At 62.3% G+C, this 19,978-nt stretch carries 14 protein-coding genes and 1 pseudogene; all 15 read right to left on the reverse strand.

The annotated features are described in order from the left end of the window. Window positions 1–2: 2 nt before the first annotated feature. The gene (locus LC298_RS00200; protein WP_131565727.1) at window positions 3–653 is read right to left on the reverse strand and encodes a hypothetical protein; all 651 of its coding nucleotides are present in this window, start codon (window positions 651–653) and stop codon (window positions 3–5) included. Then, on the reverse strand, window positions 650–1,048 hold the full coding sequence (locus LC298_RS00205; protein ID WP_131565725.1) for a prepilin-type N-terminal cleavage/methylation domain-containing protein: 399 nt from the start codon (window positions 1,046–1,048) through the stop codon (window positions 650–652). The genes LC298_RS00200 and LC298_RS00205 overlap by 4 nt, the downstream gene beginning before the upstream one ends. Next, the gene (locus LC298_RS00210; RefSeq protein WP_223385534.1) at window positions 1,045–1,521 is read right to left on the reverse strand and encodes a GspH/FimT family pseudopilin; all 477 of its coding nucleotides are present in this window, start codon (window positions 1,519–1,521) and stop codon (window positions 1,045–1,047) included. Before LC298_RS00210 ends, LC298_RS00205 begins: the two co-directional genes overlap by 4 nt. Next, complete coding sequence (locus LC298_RS00215; protein WP_131565722.1) at window positions 1,521–2,744, reverse strand: type II secretion system F family protein; 1,224 nt, start codon at window positions 2,742–2,744, stop codon at window positions 1,521–1,523. The genes LC298_RS00210 and LC298_RS00215 overlap by 1 nt, the downstream gene beginning before the upstream one ends. Further along, window positions 2,741–4,378 carry a GspE/PulE family protein gene (locus LC298_RS00220; RefSeq protein WP_131565720.1) on the reverse strand — a complete coding sequence of 546 codons (1,638 nt, stop codon included), beginning with the start codon at window positions 4,376–4,378 and terminating at the stop codon, window positions 2,741–2,743. Before LC298_RS00220 ends, LC298_RS00215 begins: the two co-directional genes overlap by 4 nt. Then, window positions 4,375–5,262, reverse strand: coding sequence for a hypothetical protein (locus LC298_RS00225; RefSeq protein ID WP_131565718.1), 888 nt, complete (start codon window positions 5,260–5,262; stop codon window positions 4,375–4,377). Before LC298_RS00225 ends, LC298_RS00220 begins: the two co-directional genes overlap by 4 nt. A 59-nt stretch (window positions 5,263–5,321) precedes the next feature. After that, window positions 5,322–5,798 (reverse strand): hypothetical protein, encoded by a 477-nt coding sequence (locus LC298_RS00230; protein WP_131565716.1) that lies wholly within the window; start codon window positions 5,796–5,798, stop codon window positions 5,322–5,324. Between the two features lie 38 nt (window positions 5,799–5,836). Further along, window positions 5,837–6,463, reverse strand: a complete 627-nt coding sequence (gspM, locus tag LC298_RS00235; protein WP_131565714.1) for a type II secretion system protein GspM — start codon at window positions 6,461–6,463, stop codon at window positions 5,837–5,839. Continuing rightward, on the reverse strand, window positions 6,460–7,494 hold the full coding sequence (locus tag LC298_RS18075; RefSeq protein ID WP_131565712.1) for a PilN domain-containing protein: 1,035 nt from the start codon (window positions 7,492–7,494) through the stop codon (window positions 6,460–6,462). The genes gspM and LC298_RS18075 overlap by 4 nt, the downstream gene beginning before the upstream one ends. Window positions 7,495–7,694: 200 nt before the next feature. Beyond that, window positions 7,695–8,195 (reverse strand): hypothetical protein, encoded by a 501-nt coding sequence (locus LC298_RS00245; RefSeq protein WP_131565710.1) that lies wholly within the window; start codon window positions 8,193–8,195, stop codon window positions 7,695–7,697. 231 nt (window positions 8,196–8,426) lie between these two features. Continuing rightward, a complete protein-coding gene (locus LC298_RS00250; RefSeq protein ID WP_131565708.1) occupies window positions 8,427–8,684 on the reverse strand; it encodes a hypothetical protein in 258 nt (85 codons plus the stop codon). A 33-nt stretch (window positions 8,685–8,717) separates the two neighbouring features. Further along, a pseudogene (locus LC298_RS18145) lies at window positions 8,718–8,849 on the reverse strand (RHS repeat-associated core domain-containing protein); the annotation flags it as partial. Window positions 8,850–8,958: 109 nt separating this feature from the next. Next, window positions 8,959–9,549: a hypothetical protein gene (locus tag LC298_RS00260; RefSeq protein WP_131565706.1), complete on the reverse strand. Its 591-nt coding sequence runs from the start codon at window positions 9,547–9,549 to the stop codon at window positions 8,959–8,961. Then, the gene (locus LC298_RS00265; RefSeq protein WP_131565704.1) at window positions 9,546–19,277 is read right to left on the reverse strand and encodes a choice-of-anchor A family protein; all 9,732 of its coding nucleotides are present in this window, start codon (window positions 19,275–19,277) and stop codon (window positions 9,546–9,548) included. The genes LC298_RS00260 and LC298_RS00265 overlap by 4 nt, the downstream gene beginning before the upstream one ends. A 309-nt stretch (window positions 19,278–19,586) precedes the next feature. Beyond that, complete coding sequence (locus tag LC298_RS00270; protein WP_131565702.1) at window positions 19,587–19,946, reverse strand: protein tyrosine phosphatase family protein; 360 nt, start codon at window positions 19,944–19,946, stop codon at window positions 19,587–19,589. Window positions 19,947–19,978: the final 32 nt, after the last annotated feature.

The raw sequence follows: 19,978 nt of genomic DNA on the forward strand, positions 1-19,978 counted from the left end.
GATCACCGCGCTAGCGGGACGGCGACAGCGCGCAGCGCGATCGGTTCGGAGCCATTCCGTTCCTGTACCACGGATACTGCGATCGCGGACGGCAGCTTCGCGTTCGTCGACCAAACGTTTTGCCAATTCTCTGGATCGGATCGTGTGGCACTGCCTTCGGCATACCCGAACTTCACGGATCTGATCCCGTCCGCCAGAATGATCTTCTGGACATCCCCGCGCTCCCGCTTGTCCTTCACCAACTGGACCAAACGAGGTTTCCTTCCGCTTCTGTCGACTGTGAACTGAATCTCGGCGAGACCAGTGGTCCGCACCCCTCGGCGAGCCACCGCCGCGAAACGGATCGAATCCGCTTCGCCATCAAGATACAACCCGCCTGCCTTCTCGCCCTGGGGCGCCAAGACAAGCATCTCCGCGCTCTCAATCGTACGAGCGACGTGTCGCACGACTGCCTGAAGCGATTGAATATTTTCGACCTGTACCTGCTTTTCGCTCAACGGCCTTATCTGCGAAAGCATCGACATCATGACCAAGCCCATGGCGCCTGTGATCATGAGAACGATAAGAACCTCCAAGAGGCCGAAACCGGCCTGCCAATTTTGTGCCTGTACCCAGCCGGCATGCCCGTGCCCTGTCGGACGAGGCGCAGTCATGTGTCAGCCTGCCCGAGGACCATCGTCTCGAAGCGGTGTCTCAGCCGTCGAATTGTGCCGCTTGTCAACGTAAGGACGATGTGGCTTGCCGATTGTGTTTCGAGCCCAGGCACCGCGCGGGCCTCGATAACCCAATGCAGGCCGGAGTTGCGGTCGACACCCTCTGTTCGCCCTGGCCTTGGCGGGGTCGCGGCCAAGGAAGCAAGCGTGCGGCGGGCGACCTCTTCAATGTCGCGCGCGTGGTCGGACATCCCGAGCCGGCTGCTCGCCAGCGCCACCGACTGGACCGCCGTACCCAGGGCCAAGGCGAGGATGAGGAGTGCGACAATTGTCTCGAGTAGCGTAAAGCCCGCTTCCGGTGCTCGTCTATCCTTTCTTCGGGTGCCGCCCTTCATTCGATCGCTCGCGTTGCGATCGAGCCCGTGAGCCAATTCACCGACACAGCATTTCCTCTTCCACCTCCGCCGATTATGCGCACTTCGCCGCCGCTCGATATACCGTCGGGAAAGAAAAGAATCCGCCCGGCATCGCCGGTCTCCGCCAGTTCGGCGGCAGTCGTTATCTCAAGCGCAAAGTTCTCAGAGGCCGAAAAGACCGGTTCCGGTCCATCTCCAAAGACCAGTCCGTTCTTCACATCCACTCTTATCGAGCGTGCCGTACCCTGCGTGACCGCCTGGAGTGCGACCTTGCGCATTTCCGCCGCGATCGTATCGGCAGCAGCCTTCGTTGTCGCCTTGCGAAGGAACACGGCACTTTGCGAAACCGTCAAACCGACCAGTCCCGCGATTGCAATCACGACCAACATTTCGGCCAGGGTAAAGCCGTTCTCGGGGCAAAGGGGCCGGCCGCGTGTCCGAGGGGCAAGCATCACGGCAACGCAGCCGAGTTGATGCTGAGCAATGCCGACATGATGGAAAGAACAAGCCCTCCGATCATGATGCCCAGAAGAATGGTGATTGCGGGGGTCATCAACGCCAGCAGAACACCGATGCGCTGGCGGGCTTCGGCGTCGATAATGGAAGCTGCGCTCGCAGTCACATCAGGCAACCGGTTGACGCTGTCTCCAGCAGTAACCAGAGACACGACCTTGGGGCCAAAGAGGCCAGTTTCACGAATCGCGGTCGCTAGCCGCTGCCCATGTGCGACCTCGTCATGCACGGCTTCCATCCGGCTTCGGATCGCCTGATCGTTGCAACCCTTTGCCGACAGGGCCAAAGCGCTCGCCATGGATGCACCCCCGCGCAGAAGCATGGATAGACTGCTCAGATAACGCGCCAGTTCCAGATTGCGGCGAATCGGTCCGAGCAGTGGAATGCGGCCCGTGACGCGGAAGAAAAGTCCCGCCAGTGCTTTGCGAAAACTCGGTGAAACAACGACCGATGCTGTGATTGCCGCGAGGCCAATCGCCAACGGCAGAGCCCAATCGGTCAGTGTCGTTCGCAGCACGACCAAAGCGGCGACGATCGCCGGCATTTCCGCTTGTGACCCATCAAAAATCGGCTCGATTGCAGGCACGAGAACGAAGGTCAGAAGCCCGACCGCGCCGGTCATCATGAACAGCAGGAAGACAGGATAGGCAATCGCCTCGCGAATTCGGGCGCGGTGTTTCTCGCGCGCCTCGTGCTCGGTCGCAAGAAGTGCAAATACCTCGCCGAGATTGCCAGCCGCGTCTCCGCTCGCAATCAACGAAAGGGCATCACTTCTGAAAACCTTCGCCTGGGAGAAAGCGGTCGCCGCGTCCTTGCCCGACGTGACCGCCGCGAGAATTTCTTGAAGGAGCTCGCGTCTCGGCCCGGGCTCCTCGCCTTCCGCGATAGCCGCGAGTGCCTGCACGACAGTCATGCCGGCGCGCATCAGCACCGACATTTCCACGAAAAGGCTTTCCGGCTTCTGCCTGCGTCGAAACCGGAACAGCGATCGCGATCGGGCAGGTTTGAACGCCGGGGACACGGAAACCTCGGCGTCCTCGATATCAAAAACGGATTTTCCCGCCGCCACCAACTCCTTCAGCGCCTCGGCGCGGTCGCGCGCATTCACCTCACCGATGTCCACGGCTCCATTGGTAAGATATGCACGGTAACGAAACTTCATGGTCCAGCGGTCCCATCGAGCTGGATGACCCGCATCATCTCCGCCCTGTCCGTCAACCCTGAGCTAACCAGGTGCTCGGCATGGATCTGGATCGGGGTCATCCCACCGGCAACCAGTGTATCCAGAAGCGCGGTTTCAGGCGCACCACTGCTAATGTCTCGGCCCAACCTCTCGCTAACCCTCGCGATTTCGAACGTGGCGGTCCGGCCGTGATAGCCGGTTCCGTTGCATTTCGGACAGACCGACGACGGGTCCGGGCTGCGGCACGAACATGTCCTGCGCAACAAACGCTGACCAACCATACCGCGAACGGTCGCGCCGATCAGATAGTCTGGAATGCCCATGTCACGGAGGCGTGTTACCGCACCCACCGCGCTGTTGGTGTGCAATGTGGAGAGCACGAGATGGCCAGTCAACGCGGCCTGGATGGCGATCTCGGCGGTCTCCCGGTCGCGGATCTCGCCCACCAGTATGATGTCGGGGTCCTGCCGCAAGACAGAACGCAGCGCTCGGGCAAAGGTGAGATCAATGGACGGCTGGATCTGAAGCTGGGTGACGCCATCCATCCGGTATTCCACGGGGTCTTCGACAGTAAATATCTTGACCGATGAATTGCTCAGAAGAGACAGGAGCGCATATAGCGTCGTGGTCTTTCCGCTGCCCGTCGGCCCGGTTACCAGCACGATGCCATTTTGACAGCGGGCAATCTCCTCTAGCTGCGTGCTGGATGCGGGGTCATAGCCCAAGGTTGCAAGATCGAGCGCCACGACACTGCGGTCGAGAATGCGCAGGACCATCGTTTCGCCGTGGATGGTCGGCACGACGGAGACACGCAGATCGATTTCCTGGCCGCGCACCGCGACGCGCATCCGGCCATCCTGAGGAAGCCGACGTTCGGCGATATCCAGCCCGGCCAGCAGTTTGATGCGCGTTGCAATGCCCGGAAGCTGTGAGAGCGGCGCGGTCTCGGCGACCTTCAGCATTCCATCCACGCGAACTCGTATCCGAATCTCGTTCACCGCCGGTTCGATGTGAATATCCGTCGCATTGCCATCGACGGCAAATTGCACGATGCGAGCCACCAGCCGCACGATCGGTGCCTGCCGCGCGAAATCCTTGAGACGCTCAAGATCGCTGTCCGATGCGGATGACACCTCTGTGTGATCTTCGAGCGGGGCATCCGCATTTCGCGCGATGCTGGCGAGGAACGTATTGATTGCGCCGCGCGTCGCGGTCTGCACCGCGATCGGTCTGTCCACATGGTAGCTGACCATATCCAGCGTTTCGCCGTCGAACGGATCGGCGACGAGAAACACCGGTCGTCCGGTCTCGTCTTCGCCCGCAGGAACCACCGCGCGAGAGGTCAGGAACTCGAGGCCTAGGGCCTCGCATGTCATCATATTCGCCGTCTTGTCAGGCGCATCGACATACTCGGTTCGAAAATGTGCGGCGAGTGCTTGAGCGAGCGCTTCCTCGCGCATCAGGCCGAGTTCGATGACGACAGTGTCGAAGGGATGACTTGTCGCGGCATAGGCCGTTCTCAGGCGCCGCGCGGCCTCGGCGGTGAATGTGCCGCTCTGGACAAGCGATTCGACAAAAGCATCCGCGCCGGTTCTGTCAGCAGCGTAATTCATCGCAAAACCTCAAACATCGCTTGACGCAAGGGCGGTGCAAAAAGCGTATCGCATCCGGCGCGGGCAGTGTCCGCCGGTTCCGCATCGCTATCTGCCGAGCGGAGCCGCATGGGTTCAAGGATACGAACCGCCGCCGCGTCCTCGCTCAATTCCACCGCGTAGACGCCGCTCGCCGTCACATCCGGCCTTCCGGGACGCCGAACGGCCGCAATGATGGTCAGAGCGGGCAGCCTGCCGCCATCCTCTACCAAATACGGCGCGTCACGCGTTCCCAGTGTTCTCGCAGCAGATGCGACCGCAACCGGCGCTACGGAAGTGTCGAGCGTTCCGCTCTTCGAGTGGATCGTGAAAACGGATGGGGCGGCCTGATAGAGAAGCGCGCTGGAGAGGCGCTTGTCACCGGAGGCAAGATCACCGAGTTCGAATACGGTTTCGAACGGCGCACGCTTGTACCGCTGATCGCCCCCCCCTCCATCGGGCGGCTCGGCGGATCGATAGCGCTCCGCCTCCACGGCCAATGCGGATGCCCGGCCCGCCTCCACACCCAATGCGCGGAATCCGACCTCCAGCAATTCAGGCGACGCGGCGTTCAAATCCACCAGTCCGCTGTGATTCAGGAAGGCGAAGGTGATGTTGCTTTCGCGGCCATCGTCGAAACATGCGATGCGGGAGGGCATTTTTACGTTGGGGCGACCGCGCAATGCATACGCGCGCTCGGCATATACCGCGCCCGCCAGCCGCACGATACCCTCCACCGCGAACCGGTCCTGCGTCTCGCGGATCGAGTTGCGGGTTACCAGTGCGTCGATATGCGCCGATACCGATATCGGCGTGATCGCAGCGGCTATCAGGATCAGGAAGGCGAGCACCGCGAAAAGCGCCATTCCAGCATCGCGGCCTGAACGGCGTGTCAGAAGGGGTTTGATCGAACATGCCATCCAGGTCACCCATCCGGCGGATAGAGGTCGACAATCTGGCGCTGTTCCTCCCGGATCAGCACAATTCTGTCCCCCTCGACCGTAGAAAGTGACCAGCCGCGAATGTCGGCTCCTTCGCTCAACCACTCGGCCGTCGCCTGATTACCGTGCGATACCAATGCCCGATTCCCGGATGGCGTGATCTCGACGCCGAAAAGCCGGACATCGGGGGGCGGGGTCGGAGGGGCGGGGGCGGGCTGCACGGGCGTAGCCTGCTGAACCTGCTGCTTCGGTGGCGGTGGCTTTGGCGGTGCAACATACGCCCGGCGGGTCGCCACGAAGAGGGGCCGATTCCGGGTGTGTGTGATGGCGAAGTTGCGTCGTGCGATATCCGGTTCATTCTGCGGTGTCGCAGCAGAAATTTCCGCTGCGGAGGCCGACGCGAGCGGAGAGGTATCGGGCGGGCTTTGCGCGAGCATAAGATTGAACGCGCCCAGGGCCATCAAGAAGATCGCAGTTCCTCCGAATAGAAGCATCCGGATCATGGCGCCAACTCCGCCCGCCGCGTTTCGCGAGCCGATGCTGTTGCCGGTGCGCGATAGGCCGCATAGAGCTGGATCTGCGCGGTGATCTGGACCGCTGGCGTGTCAGGTCCCCCCGGCGGACCGTTCAAGCGCAACGTCAATTCCCGAATGAAAAGCGGCGGCAGGTCGCCCTCGATATCGAGCACCGTGCCATGGACTGCCTCGAACCGGCCAACCACATCGGCGCGCAGGCCGATCAACTGGTAGCCGTTTTCGTCGCGATCCGGCAGCCCCCCGACGGACACGACCGACAGCTTGTGCTTTGCCGCTATCGCACCAAGCCTGCTCTGCAGCGCGGCCCTGGCGATCGCGGCGCTCTCCGCCTCGACGAACAGCGAGCGGTCCTTGCCGTTCTCGAGTGCGCCGAGCGAAGCCTTCAGGCTCTCCTCAAGCGCCGCCACCCGGGCGAAGCGGCCGGCGGTGTCGCGAAGCGCCTGGAGTTCGGCATGTTTCGCGTTCAACAGACTGGCCATGGCTGCGACCGAGCCGGCGGCGAGCCCGGCGAACGCAATGAGCAGCATGATCGCCGCCGCCCTCTGCAGGCCACGTGGTGCATTCATCAATCCCGTCAGCAATCCGTTCATCGGGCCGGCACGTCCATGCGAAGGGAGAAACGTTGCCCCGCCTGGCCGGGAACCCGCACCACCGGCGCGGTGAACTCGGCGTTGGAGAACATGCCGGAGCCCTCCAGCGGCGCGATGATCGCCGGCGCCGCGCGCGAGAAGCCGGACAGGCGAACCGTGTCCTCGGCGATCGTCATGTCGGTGAGCCATGCGGAATCGGGCAGGACGCGCGTCACCTCCTCCCAGACTTCGGTGGCCGTCCGGCTCTCGGCGATTTCCGTACGCAAGGCCGACAGGACGGCCATGCGATTCTCGCGCTCGTCGAGCGCCTTGCGCACGCGTACGGCGCGAGCCTGCAGCGGCGCGGAGATCGCGCGCGTCTCGGCAATCGCGGTATCATAGCGCCACCATGCGTGGGCGAAGCTTCCCGCGGTTGCAACAGCGATCAGAGCCATGGCGGCGATGGCCGACGCGTGAGCGAAGGAGCGCGCCCGGGTGCGGCCGGTGAGCCGCGCCAAATCAGCGCCGCGTAGCGGCAGGACCGGCCCGTCCCCGGCGGTCAACGCGATAGCCCTGACCGGCAACCGCGCCGCCGCCAGCGCGGCGACGACCGGGTCGATCACCGACCGGCGGATGATGTGGTACTCGGAGGGCGGCGCCTGGCGTGCCGCCGGCGGCTCCGTCAGGACGGCATGGACCTCTTCGACACGAAACGGCGTAGACCCGCCGAGATCGATCGCGGCCATGGCGCGCTGGCGGCTGAGGGGGACGGTAAAGCCGGACAGGCGGCGGGTGATGAAGCGGCCCTCATCAAGTTGCAACGTGACCGGCCCGCGTACAGCGCCGCGGCCACGGCGCAGGCTCGCAAGCCCTGTCTGGAGATCGTCGAGCGGCACTGCGGCAGGCGCGTCGTCGGCGGGGCCGCGAAACACGTCGAGCCGGTCCCGCCGCAGGACCGCCACCGGCCCGCGCGGGGCCCCCCCGCGCGCACCGACGAACCCGCGCATGGTGCGCGACCACCAGTCGTAAACATCGCTCAGAACTGCCTGCACGGTCGACTCGCCTTCCTGCCGGCCAAGTCTAGCGCCTTTCGGGGTTGGGCGACAATGCGAGAACCCGGGGTCTGGCGTTGGGTCCGCATCGTTTCCATCCACCGTTCAAGCGGATCGCAGTCCCACAGCTTGGTCAGCGCCGGCGGGGCGGCCGGATCGGTAACATGGAAGAACGAGAGGTGTAAGACACGGTTGCCTTCCTAAAAATCCCGGACTGTCGTTGGGTGTCCTGGCGACGAAAAGGATCTCAAAAAACCCGAAATTAATAGCTTAGCTCTTTCCATTACGAACGTCATTCTACTTATTTCATTCTCTCTAAGAGCGTTGTATAGTATATCTCTCTTTGCCAAAATATGTCCGCGATTTGCTGCATCAGATAATGTTTTTATATATTCAATATTATTTCCTTTTATAAAATATATTTGCGCTAATCTATATTTAGAAGGAGTATAATATTTTCCGTTTTCGATAAACATCTTCACGTCTTCATCAATTCCAATCTCATGTGCAATAATGCACATTACGTGTGAATGTTTGTACATCTCTTTTTCTAAATAGTTTCTAAAACTCGCAATAACGCTACTCTCCTTGAAGGAGCCTCTCCTGCGTATCGCCGCCCAAAGTTGTGCTCTAGCGCCTTTTTCGTCAGCGATAGCGGAATCGATTTTCTCCTTCATCAGCAAGTGATTGTCGTTGGTCATCATGTTCTGCGTCAGTCCAACTTTACATATGGAGGAAGGGGCATTTTTGGCGGATTGGGGTCTATTGTCACGATGGGTGGTGGTGTTTCGCTGACATCGCAGTTTTTCGGTCCCGGCTCCAGCGTCGAGAATTCAAGTACAAATCGCAACGCTGCCCGCGTACGCCGCCCGAATTGACAGCCGCCAAGCCCAGCAACCTCCATCTCATCGTTTTCGTCTGGTTCAACCGGCTCAACATCCCCCCCCCACAACTATCATTGACGCCGGTGATGACCTGATCCGGCCTGCCTTCGCAACAATATCAGCGAGCGTGAAGAACGTGCAGTTGATGGTGCCGGATGTGTCGCTGAGCGCGTTGTTGCTCCCCTGCCGGAGGAATTGCGCGGTGCTGCCGCCGCTGGCGAAATCGGCCTCGTCAGCAATATTTCCGCCAAGTAGCGCCTTGATGCCGAGCGAGCCCAGAATGAGCCCCTCCCCACCAACGGCCAACCCGCTCGGATCGAGCCAGTTGACCGGGTTGTTTCAGACATAGCGGTAAATGTCGAGATCACCCGCCGCGAACCCGATCGGATCCTCCTGCAGGAACCTCCCGGTCGCCGGATCGTAGGCGCGGGCGCGGTAGTGGTAGAGGCCCGTCTCGGGATCGTATTCGCGCGCCGCGAAGTCAGCGGCCGGTCAGGAATCAGCCCGCGGCGATGATCCTTTGACTCAACAGCAGGCCGACGAACGGGGCGGGCGGTCACGATGCCTTGCCGCCCTCGTCCTAGCGCAAATTCTCAGCGTATTTCGGTAATAGGTCTTCCCTAATTCTATCTAGTAACTTTTCCACGTCAAAAGCATATTCCCGTGGCGCTTTTCCTTCAGGAATATCTACAGGAAACACCTTCGAGAGGTCTCCGCCTACTTTCACCGCATCAACCCAGTCCTGGATTACATTTGTATACGACTCCAGCGCCGCCGCCGGTGTCTGGGCGGAGTCCGGGTCGGCGAAATCAGGATGGCCGGTCCAGATATAGGCAGCCGGCAAGCCAGAATAGTGTTGATTCCGGCTTTCTTTTTCGTCTGACCCATCTGCACTCCATACTGGGAATGGCCACCTCGGGCCTGCGATGATCCAGTGGAACTCAGGGATGTTATCGACCGGCTTGCGCCGATAAAGAAAAACACCAACCAGATCAGGCTCTGCGAGACCGAGCCAAAAACCTGTGCAATCTCCAAACCACTTTAGCGTTCCTAAATAGCGGTGAGCCGCTTGGAGCAAAACGCCATATGGCCTGCGCTCCACAGCAGACATTTGCTCCCAAAAACCAAAATCTGCGATGCCGTGGAATCCAGCGGGCATTTCCTTTGTCAATCAGTTCCTCCATGGGCTCGTTTTCCCCACCGCCTAAAGTCACCATTTGCGATATGTTGTCGGACATGATCGCGACGTGGCATAGGTGTAATATTCGTCGGACTGTTATTTCCCCCGTCCGCGAGGGCGATTATGTGGCACGCATCTTGATTTCGTCCACTCTCGTCCAGCGGCCAAGGTTGTTGCCAATACTGTTCCCACAGACGGCGTAGGACGCGGCCCGGCAATCGCGGGTGTTTCGTTGCGTTATGCACCCATAGCGCGTCGTCGCCCACCATGTAGTTGTGGGTGATCTCGCCGGGCAGGCTCTCGATCTCGAAATTGTAGACGCGGGCGGCGTCCTGATCGCGCAAGATCTCGCGGACCGTCACCGGTTCGTTGTCATTGGCCGCCTTGAGCGCCGAAAGCGCGTCACCGCCAATCGGGCGGCTTTCCCTTGCCGCATCGAGCGACTTGGCGTTTTCCACGGTCGGGCCGACGGAGAACAGCGTCGAGATGCGGTCGCCCCGCTTCAGCGCGCCGGCCTTCACCCAGTCGCCGAACCGCGTCTTACCGTCCGACGGCATCAGCATGTGCGCGGGCAGCCCGTCCGTGCCGTTGAGGATGGCGACGACCGTCTCGACAGATCCGTCCCAGTCCTCGACGTGGAAGGGGTGCTCCGGCGTCGCGGTGATCGTATTGCGGTTGCCCGCCGCGTCCTCGACCGTGATCTGGAGCACTTCCGGGGCCTGGCGCGAGAGACGTTCGACGACCTTGCGCCAAACCCGCTCGCCGGTTTTCTCGTCGATCGCTCCGATTTCCTCTCCGACCTGGATTTCCTCAATCGGGCGGAAGCCCGCGCGGGTCAGAACCGGCGTGCCCTCGGTAAACGAATTTCCGATCATCCGGCCAAGGGTCAGCGCGGCTTGCCTGAATCCGCCCCCGCTACCCGGTCCTGTACAACGATTTCCCGGCCTGGCTTTCGCCCGAACCTTGAAGCCGCACTCCATGGCCGTTTCGCCCATGAGGACGGCGGTTTCGACGATATCTCCGCCATCGCCCGTCTGAACCGCGTCGATGGCCGCGATCGCCGACGCTGCAATTCCGAACAGGCAGTTGACCCGATCTCCTGTCATCGCGACCGCGCCCATGGCACGAAGTCCGATACCTGAAGTCTGTGTCTGCTCGTTTGACGGACTCAGTCCCGTCGGATCGACCCAGTTGACCGGACTGTTCCAGACGTAGCGGTAAATGTTGAGATCGCCGGCGGCGAACCAGATCGGATCCTCCTGCAGGAACCTCCCGGTCGCCGGATCGTAGGTGCGGGCGCGGTAGTGGTAGAGGCCGGTCTCGGGGTCGTATTCGCGCGCCGTATAGCGGAACAACTGCGGCAGCGATTCCACCGCCGTCTCGGCGTTGCCGTAGGAATCGTAGGAATATTCGTTGATCACCGTGCCGGCATCGTCGGTCACCGCGCGCACCGAACCCTGGTGGTCGGTGTGGGCGTAATATGACGTGCCGGCAGGCAACAGGCCGCGATTGACGAAGGTGTCGGCCGCCGGATCGAGGCCGGTGATCGCCAGAAGATCGTCGGTCACGTCGGAATGGGTGTACCAGCGGATGGCGCGCGAGCGCAGACCGGATGCGAAGGTCCATTCCATCGCGACCTGTTCGCCGTCGTGATGGAACACCCGGTTGCCCGAAGGGCCGTATTCGCGCGCCCGGCGGCCGAGCGGATCGTAGTCCCACCGCTTGGTCAGCACCGGCGGGGCTGCCGGATCGGGCGAAGCGTGTTTCGTCGCCCGGACCAGTTCGTCGAACACCGAATAGCCGTAGCGCCAGGTCTCGCCGCTCGCCTTCACGGTCTTGCGCACCAGATTGCCGTTGACGTCGTATTCGTAGGCGTGGCCCGCATCCTCGGTCAGCCGGTTGGCCGAATCGGTGACGTGGAAGGACGACAGGTGCGAGACGATGCGGTTGCCCTCCTCGTCCAGCGTGTAGCTTTCCAGCGGCCCGCCGCCGCCGTCGGTGACCGCTGTCAGCCGCTCGATCGCATCGAGCGCGTAGTTGCGGGTCCGGGCCGGGGTTCCGCTTTCGGCGATGCCGGTGATATTGCCCTTGACGTCATAGCCATAGGAGAAGGTGCCGAGCAGACCGTTCAGCGCCGTGCCGGTCTGGCCGGCGGCGTCGAGGCCGTGCGCGATCGAGGCGAGGCGTCCCGTCGTGCCCGGCGCAGCGGCGAACGGGGTCTGGAAGGATAGCTCCGTCGTCAGGCCGTTCGGAAAGGCGATGGAGGACCGCCGGCCAGCACCGTCATAGCCGAGCGATATCGCCTTGCCGGACGGCCCGGTCACCGTGACGAGGCGGTCGGCCTTGTCCCAGGCATAGAGCGTTTCGGCGCGTGCCGCCGGCTGCGACATCGAGACCCGCCGGCCGTGGGCGTCGTAGGCGTAGGTCAGGCCCGAGATGTTCGCATAGATGGAATCGACGCGCGGCTCCGCGGAAGAGATGATCTGGTTGCGCGCATCGTATTCAAAGCCCCAGCCGAACCCTCCGCCTGTCCCCATCGCCGTCAGATTGCCCTCCGCGTCGTAGGCGTAGCGCCGCTGGATAAAACGGCCGTCGGCGATAACGATCGTCAGCCGCTGAAGATTGTCATAACCGAATGCCAAGCTGCGGCCATCGGGTTTGGCGGTGGACGTGCGCAGGCCGCGCGCGTCGTAGCCGAAGCCCCATCTGTTGCCGAGCGGATTGGTGCGGGCGGTCACGCGATCCAGCAGATCGTATTCGAACGTCGTGGTGTTGCCGCGGCCGTCGGTTATCGCGATGGCGTTGTCGCGCGCGTCATAAGCGACGCGCCTCGTGATGCCGAGCGCGTCCGTCGTGTCGGTGACCCGGTTGACGGCGTCGTAGGTCATCGCGGTCGCGGTGCCGTCCGAGGCGATCACCGAGGTGAGATTGTTGTCGGCGTCATATCCCATGACCGTCGTGCCGGACGCCGGATCGGCGACCGACGTCAGCCGGTTGCGGCTGTCGTAGCTCCGCGACGCCTCGATACCGGTGGCGTCGCGGACCAGCACGGGATTTCCAGCCGTGTCGTAGCCGTATTCGGTAATTTCCGCCTCGCCATTCAGCATGCGCGTGACGCGGTTCAGCGGGTCGTACTCGTAGGAAACACGCTGTTCCTCGGGGGTGCCCTCGCCCCTGATCTGGAGGCGCAGGTTGCCTGCCAGGTCATACACGTGGCGGGTGGCAAAGCCGGCGGGGTCCGTCAGCGTGCCGAGCAGACCGCGCGCATCGTAGGTTACCGTGGTCACATTGCCGCGACGGTCTGTGGTGGTCAGCTTCTGGCCGCGTTCATTGTAGGTGTGCGCCGTCACCCCGCCATTGGGGTCGGTCTCCGTCAGCAGGTTGCCCCTGGCGTCGTAATCATAGGTGGTGGTGAACCCGCCGGCATCGATCTTCTCCACGAGGCGGGAAAACTCTGTTCCATACACCCAGCGCTGCGTGCGCTCTTCGCCGGCCCCGACAGCATCGGTCTGCTCGACCAGGTTGCCGTCGCTGTCATAGGCGAAGCCGGTCTCGCGAAAGCCGGCGTTCGCGCCGTCGAGGGGCACGAACGCCGTAACGACGAGATTGTCTTCATTGCGCTCGAAACGGTACTCGCGGCCGAGCGGATCGACGCGGCGAACGACGCCGCCCCATTGGTTGACCTCCATCACCGACTCGTTGCCCCTTGCGTCGGCGACCGTCGTGATCCGGTCTTCCGGCGAGACGAAGGTGCCGGTGTCGCCGCCGAGCGAATCGAGCCCGAGTGAGCGGGCCGCCGAAATCGCGTTCGACGCGCCGTCCGGGTAGGTCGAGGCGAGGAACCTTCCCGCGGCACCGTAGAGATGCGTCGTCTCGAAACCGCGCTTGTCCGTTTCGGAGACCAGACGGCCGTTTGCATCGTAGCTGAACAATTGCTGCGAGGAGTCGGGTTCTTCCAGTGCGATCATCCGCCCGGATGCGTCGTATTCGAAGGTGGTGACGCGGCCGTCGGGCGATGTGACGCTGGCAAGCCGGCCGCCCAAGTAGGTGTAGAGCGTCTGTTCGCCGACAGGATCGGTGATGGAAACGAGACGGCCATCGGCGTCGTAGGCATAGGCGGTGACGTTGCCGTTGGCGTCGGTGACCGATGTCTGCCGCCCGAATTCGTCGAAGGCGATTTCGGTGCCATCCTTGTAGCGGCGCACGAAGCCGCCGGCGTCGCGCGCCAGCGCAGAGAAATCGCCGAACGGAACGCGGATGTTCTCCGCCCCCGTCGCATTTCCGTAATCGAGGAAGATGTCGTAGCGATCGACCGACAACAGGTCCGAAGCGCCGTCATCGTCAAAATCGGCCGCGCGCACCTCGAACAGAGGGTGGCCGATCGGCAGCAGATTGAGCCCGCCGAAATCTCCGTCGGCGGTCGCATAAATGGCATAGGCCAGCGAACTTCCGCCGCCTTCGTTAAGCAGGATATCGTCCAAGCCGTCGCCGTTGAGATCAACGAAGCGCACCCCGGCGCCGCGAAGCGCAGGCGACGGAAGCGGAATCGTCTGAGCGGCGTTGAACCGCCTTGTGACGCGATCGAAGACGGCAATGCCGATCTGGTCGCTGCCGAGAGAAACGGATACGACGCCATCGAACCCGCGGATTCGCGTGACATCGGCTACCGGATTGAGGAGCTCGACGGTGCCGAAGAGTTTGAATTGACGTTCATCGAAGTTTGCCGAGCCGTCGTTGAGAAGCGCCCGCGCCCCGTCGAGGACGATATCGCTGTCGCCGTCGTCATCGAGGTCGATCACGTTGAAGCGCGTGTGGCGTTGCGGCGTCGTGTGGACGATGATGGGAGGCTCAAAGCCGCCGTTGCGATCGTTGAGAATGACGTGCGGAGTGGCGTAGAAACCTATGTACGCCGAAAGCCCGACGATATCGGCGACCCGATCGCCATCCACATCCGCTATCTTGACGCTGTTATACGTGCCGGATCCAGCGGTCGCGGACGAGAATGTTCCGAAGCTCCCGTCGCCGCGTCCGAGTGCGACGCTGATCCCGCCGTTGAATTGACGACTGACGACGAGATCGAGAATTCCATCCCCACTCACATCGCCAAGCGTGAGATCGGTGATCTCAGGCGTGTAGACCACTTGCGGATCGGTGGGCGCGACGACCGGATCGGCGAGAGGAAGATCGTGAGCGCGTTGAAAATCGACGCCACCCTCGTTCAGGAAGACCACAACATCGCCGGAATTCGAGGCTGCGGTTACAAAATCGAGGCGGCCGTCACCGTTCAGATCGCCAACGCTCGCGGCATGTCCGCCCTCGATATCGTAGCGAAGCGACAGTTTGTCGAAGCTCTCTACGGCGTTACCCACCTCGAACAGGCTCAAGCCGCCGTCTGCTTCCTCGATCAGCACCGATCCGTCCGGCTGGGTGACGAGGGTCTGCAACTCGGTCGGTTTCCAGCCGGAGCCGTAGGGCGTGGAAGAACGATTGTTGACGAAAACCCGACCTTCGGTCCTTGCCGCCGCGGCAGCGCAGGTGCCGCCCGCGAACACATACAATTCGTAGGGATAGGCTCCCGTCGCGAAGGCCGAGCCGTCGAACGACACCGAAACCGACACGGCCGCATCGGTGTCCTCGACCGGCAGCGCCGATGCCGGATTTTCGGCTGTCGTCAGGTCGATGACCGTGACGCCTGGCGCCTTTTGACCATTGACGTAGAGTTCCGCCTCCAGCGTGCCGGTCAGCGCCGCCCTGGCCGGGATAGTGATATCGGCGGTAACGATCGGGCGCGGATTGGCGGCGACTGAATTGTAAAGGAAGGACGGCGCGCGGTTCTGCCCGAGCGAGGAATAGGACGGCAGCGAGAAGCCGGTCTGCATGTTGCCCTCGCCGAGCAGCGACGGGACATAGCTGTCGAAAGGCTGGAGCGCGGATTCCTGGCCGGACAGTGCGAGGGGCGTGACGAAGACGCCGCTCCCCGAAGCAACCGTTCCGACGACGTTTTCAAGCGTCGTGCCGTCAGCGCCCACGGTTGCCGAGCCGGCTGCCGCATAGGTGGCGGCGCTTTCGGCGCGCGACCAGATGGTCATCGCGGTGCCGGGCGCGACGGTGTCCGGGGCGACGAGCGCGAGCGCGGCAAGCGGGATCGCGGAGCCGTCGGCGGACTCGTAGCGCGTGATGGAACAGGTCCGCAAATTCGGCGGTAAATCGTCGTCGATTTCCGTCGCGACCACTCCCTCACCGTTGAAGCGGGACAGAAGTAGGGGCGCTGCCAACAGGTTCGGCGCGTGTTCGTATATCCTGACTCGTCTGCTCGCGGCGCCATAGACCCCGCCGACAGCCGGCGGCGTTGCGGCGGTCCCGTCGGCCAGCACGATTTGTTCGCCCACCTGAGCGGCGGCAAGAGCGCTGAATGCGAAACCGCCATCCGCTGCTGTTGTTACGCTGACACCGTTGAGCGTCACCGCCGCACCTGTAACAGGCGTCTCAAGGCCGTTGGCGAAATCCTGCGCGTCCAGCACGCGGCCGGAGAAAAGGGTTGGATCCGTTTCCGGCCATCCCACGACGATGACGTTGAAATTCACCGACGTCGTCAGAATTCCATCCGATACGATAATCGTCACGGGGTGTTGCGCGGGCGCTTCGGCGACGGCGGAAAACTCGAAAATGCCCGTCTTCGCGTCAAGCGATGCGCCGGGAGGCAGTGCGGGCGCCCAGAAGGACAGGGTATCGCCGTCCGGGTCGCTGGCCGCGACCGCGACGGTCACGGTTTCGCCGGGCCGCACCGTAAGATCGCCAATCGCCGATACGACCGGCGGATTGATGAGCGTGGCGGGCGAGACCACGATCGTGAAGGACTGGAGATCGATACCGCCGTATCCATCGGAGACGCGCAGAGCCACGTCAAAGCTGCCCGGCTCGTCGGGTGTCCAAGAAATCTCGCCGGAAGTCGATGAAACGGACATGCCGGCCGGCGCCCGGACGAGCGCCCATGCCAGCGAGTCCCCATCCGGATCATCGGCTTGCGCCGTGTACAGGTAAGGCTCGCCTTCGATGCCCTCCCCAACCGGCGTGGATGTGATGACCGGCGGCCGGTTGGCGGCCACGATAGCAAGCGTGGCCGGTGCACTGGCGAGCGCTCCGTCGTGGACGATCAATTGAGCAACGTAAGTGCCGCGGCGATCCGGCGTGAGAGAAACTGTATCTCCAGCACCAATAATTGTGGCCGCGCTTCCTGCCGGTCGCATGACGAGCGACCACCGTGCCTCAAGGGCATCTCCATTGGCATCCGCGGATGAGGCCGCCGACAGCGACACGAGTGTTCCGACATTCACGTCCGCGGCCGAGACATCTATGTCGGCAATCGGCGCAATGTTTGCGGTTGTTGCGAGCAGCGTGTCAACATCCGAGTACCCGTTATCATCGACACGCAGTTGCAGGACCGCGGCAGTCACCGGATCGGGCACCTCGGCAAAGGCAGGGGCGCCGGTGAAGACGGGCATTGCGATCGCCGCACGTTGAATGAGTTGGCGGGCAACGACCGCGCCGGTCATACGTGCGTTGACGTGGACCATCGCACCGGGTGCAAGCAGGCTTCCCGAGAACTCGCGGTCTATATTGACATTGCTGGCGCCATGGAAGTTCCACAAGACACGGCCCCGGACCAGATCACTTTCGAACGCGCCGACAAAATTCGCCTGTCTGACCTTTACGTTTTTCCCACCGACATTGATGACGACCGCCTCGGCACCGTTCATCGAAATGTCTATCGACCGCACCTTGCTGTCGTCGAACAGGTCGTTGCCGTCGGAAATATCGAATACGGCGACGCCGTCGGCGTTCGGAACGGCATTGAAGGTCACGGCCAAGGGCTGAGCGGCAGGCAGGCTGACAACAGATGTCGGCGCTTCCTCGCGAAGCTGAACAGAAAACGCCTCCAACTCCGCCTGCAGTGGGGCTACATCAACCGTTGGGTCGATGATCATCTCGCCACCGCCCTCGAAATTGATGTGCGCATTGGGGGCGAGACCGGCACGCACACTGCCGCCATTGGTTACGGTCTTCGGATTGCCGTTGATGTGCCCCCCGACCGTCAGGATCACCTCGCCGCCGGCGTCGCTCCCCAGTCCGTAGCCGAACCCTGCCGACTGACCGTTCAATTGACCGCCGACGAATGCAGCGCCATGGACCTGGGAGCGCATCAGGGCGTTTTGAAAAACAACCAGGTTGTAGTCGGAAAGGCCGCGAGCGGGATTGTAGTAACCCGCCGGATCGATCGCGAATTCGGCGGAGGCAGCCAGAGCATCCGGCCGGACGATATCTCCCAACGTAGCCGCCCTCGCGTCGGCAAGATTTGAGATCGACCACATCCCGTCGAGTGGGAACCGGGAAACGCCTGCAGACCTGGTTCCATCTAGCTGCACGACGCCGGACTTCGGCAGAACGGCATCGCGGCCGGCGCGCGCGACCGGACTTACAAACCCGCTGGTGAGCAGGACAGTGTCTCGGCTGGTGCTGGCGCCGTCGGAAACCGATAGCTGAACGAGGTAGTCACCCGCCATGTCTGTGGTAAGTGTTGCTTTGGGCTGGTCGGCGTGCAGGATTACTGCGGCGCTTCCCGCCGGAGCATGGATCAGGTCCCAGCGAACGGCCAGGTTATCGCCATTTGCATCCGTCGAACCTGTTGCGTCGAGAAGAGCTTGTGCACCGGTGGCGATCACGCGGTCGGCGCCTGCCTCGGCGATTGGGCGCACGTTCGCATTGACGGCCACGATTACCGTGTCGGCGGCCGCCGACCCGCCTTCGGAAAGGTCAGCACGCAGCACGTACAATCCATCCACGTCCGGCGTCAGTTGGTGACGGCCGGGCTGAGGGGGATCGATCGAGCCTCCGCTTTCCAAATCCGCGAGACTTCCCGGCGGCCTTGAGACAACCGACCAAGCGGCAAGAAGAGGCACGCCGGCGGAATGTGTCGATCCAAAGGCGTCGATCAGCACCGGTTCTCCAGCGGTTACCGGCACATCGGCCCCTGCCGACGCGCTCGCGAGGCCTTGTCCCGTCGCCAGCCGGATCGTGTCTGTGGCCTCGAGCCCGTCCGGATCCGATACGGTGAGCGTGACTTCGTATTCTCCCGGCAGATCGGGCGTAAAAGCGGCGCGCAGCCCAAGCGGATTGTCGAACACGGCAGCCGAACCGGCAGGCAGCGACGAAAACGTCCACCGGAACGATAGCTCGCCATCCGGGAACTGGTCGTACGAACCGGCACCTGTCAGCCGCACGGGCATTCCAGGGGAGACCGGGGCGTGACCGCCTTCAGCGCCAATGGCTGCAACGGGCTCGAGATTGTCGGTGGTTGCGACCAGCGAGATCGGCGGCTGAACGACGCCGTCGACCGTTCGCGCAAGTTCGATTGTATATTGTCCCGGAACATCGACCTGGACGAACGCCACGGGGGCCGCCGCGCCCCGAATGACGGCAGCGCTTGCGAAAGGTCGACCGACCAGCGACCAGCGATAGGTTACGAGACCATCCAGATCGGTCATATCTGACGCATCGAACGTCAGGAGCTGTGCGTCCTGCTCGAAAGATACCGATGGCCGACCGTTCAGCCCGTTCAGCGATGCGGCAGAGGCGAGCGGCACGCTGAAGTTCGCCGCCAGCAACACCATGACGGCTGCGACTATCCTCAGGCTGCGACACAATTGCGAAAGGTCGCGCATCTTATGAAAGGTCCGCTGGTCAGAGAAAAATTGCCTGTGGTGCAATCTGGGAGGAATAAAATACACGGCGCCGCCCCCGACGATAAATTCCGAAAACCGAGCACATGGCCAGTTTTACAACAATAAAAAAGTATTCTATCTCTGAAGACTACTGTCTTCATTCAAGGCTAAGCAATTCATAGATGCTGGGGATCTAAATTATAGATTTTGTTATGCAAACCGAAACGTTAATTGTTTCGGTTGCATTTGGTCGGCCCCGCCTTCGACGTCAACCTGCCCGCGGGCGGTAGAACCGTTGATTGGAGGTCGTCAGCTCATCGTGAGCGCATGCAAATTGCTGGAACGCGCGCCTGAGCGGCAATACGCGAAGATTGGGCCGTCCGCCTGCGAGACAGCCCGCCTTGTCGCCTCCACGTTTTCGGAAGTCAGTCCGGAATGGAAGACCGGGATATAGTGGAAGGCGAGACCGAGGCGCCTCGCCTCGGTCTCGATCTGAGCGGCGCCCGGCTGATCCGGCGCCTCGCCATCGGGCCGGTTGCAGATTATGACGGAAAATCCAGCGTCGGCGATCGCCCGCACGTGGGCCAGCGAAATTTGCCCAGACACGGCGAAGCTTTCGCCAATTTCGCGCATATCGGCGGGGAGGCCACGATCAACTCCAGTCGTCATGGCTTGGACCTGCTTTGAGATTTCAAGCGCGC

It is taken from the genome of Oricola cellulosilytica, from assembly GCF_019966575.1.
In the GTDB taxonomy this organism is placed as follows: Bacteria; Pseudomonadota; Alphaproteobacteria; order Rhizobiales; family Rhizobiaceae; genus Oricola; species Oricola cellulosilytica.

What these genes read in the sequence shown, in the direction of transcription:
- gspM (WP_131565714.1), bottom strand. Translation starts at nt 6,463, where the DNA reads ATGAACGGATTGCTGACGGGATTGATGAATGCACCACGTGGCCTGCAG.
- LC298_RS00265 (WP_131565704.1), bottom strand. Translation starts at nt 19,277, where the DNA reads ATGCGCGACCTTTCGCAATTGTGTCGCAGCCTGAGGATAGTCGCAGCC.
- LC298_RS00225 (WP_131565718.1), bottom strand. Translation starts at nt 5,262, where the DNA reads ATGGCGCTTTTCGCGGTGCTCGCCTTCCTGATCCTGATAGCCGCTGCG.
- LC298_RS00215 (WP_131565722.1), bottom strand. Translation starts at nt 2,744, where the DNA reads ATGAAGTTTCGTTACCGTGCATATCTTACCAATGGAGCCGTGGACATC.
- LC298_RS00200 (WP_131565727.1), bottom strand. Translation starts at nt 653, where the DNA reads ATGACTGCGCCTCGTCCGACAGGGCACGGGCATGCCGGCTGGGTACAG.
- LC298_RS00230 (WP_131565716.1), bottom strand. Translation starts at nt 5,798, where the DNA reads ATGGCCCTGGGCGCGTTCAATCTTATGCTCGCGCAAAGCCCGCCCGAT.
- LC298_RS00220 (WP_131565720.1), bottom strand. Translation starts at nt 4,378, where the DNA reads ATGAATTACGCTGCTGACAGAACCGGCGCGGATGCTTTTGTCGAATCG.
- LC298_RS00270 (WP_131565702.1), bottom strand. Translation starts at nt 19,946, where the DNA reads ATGACGACTGGAGTTGATCGTGGCCTCCCCGCCGATATGCGCGAAATT.
- LC298_RS00245 (WP_131565710.1), bottom strand. Translation starts at nt 8,195, where the DNA reads ATGACCAACGACAATCACTTGCTGATGAAGGAGAAAATCGATTCCGCT.
- LC298_RS00205 (WP_131565725.1), bottom strand. Translation starts at nt 1,048, where the DNA reads ATGAAGGGCGGCACCCGAAGAAAGGATAGACGAGCACCGGAAGCGGGC.
- LC298_RS00210 (WP_223385534.1), bottom strand. Translation starts at nt 1,521, where the DNA reads ATGCTTGCCCCTCGGACACGCGGCCGGCCCCTTTGCCCCGAGAACGGC.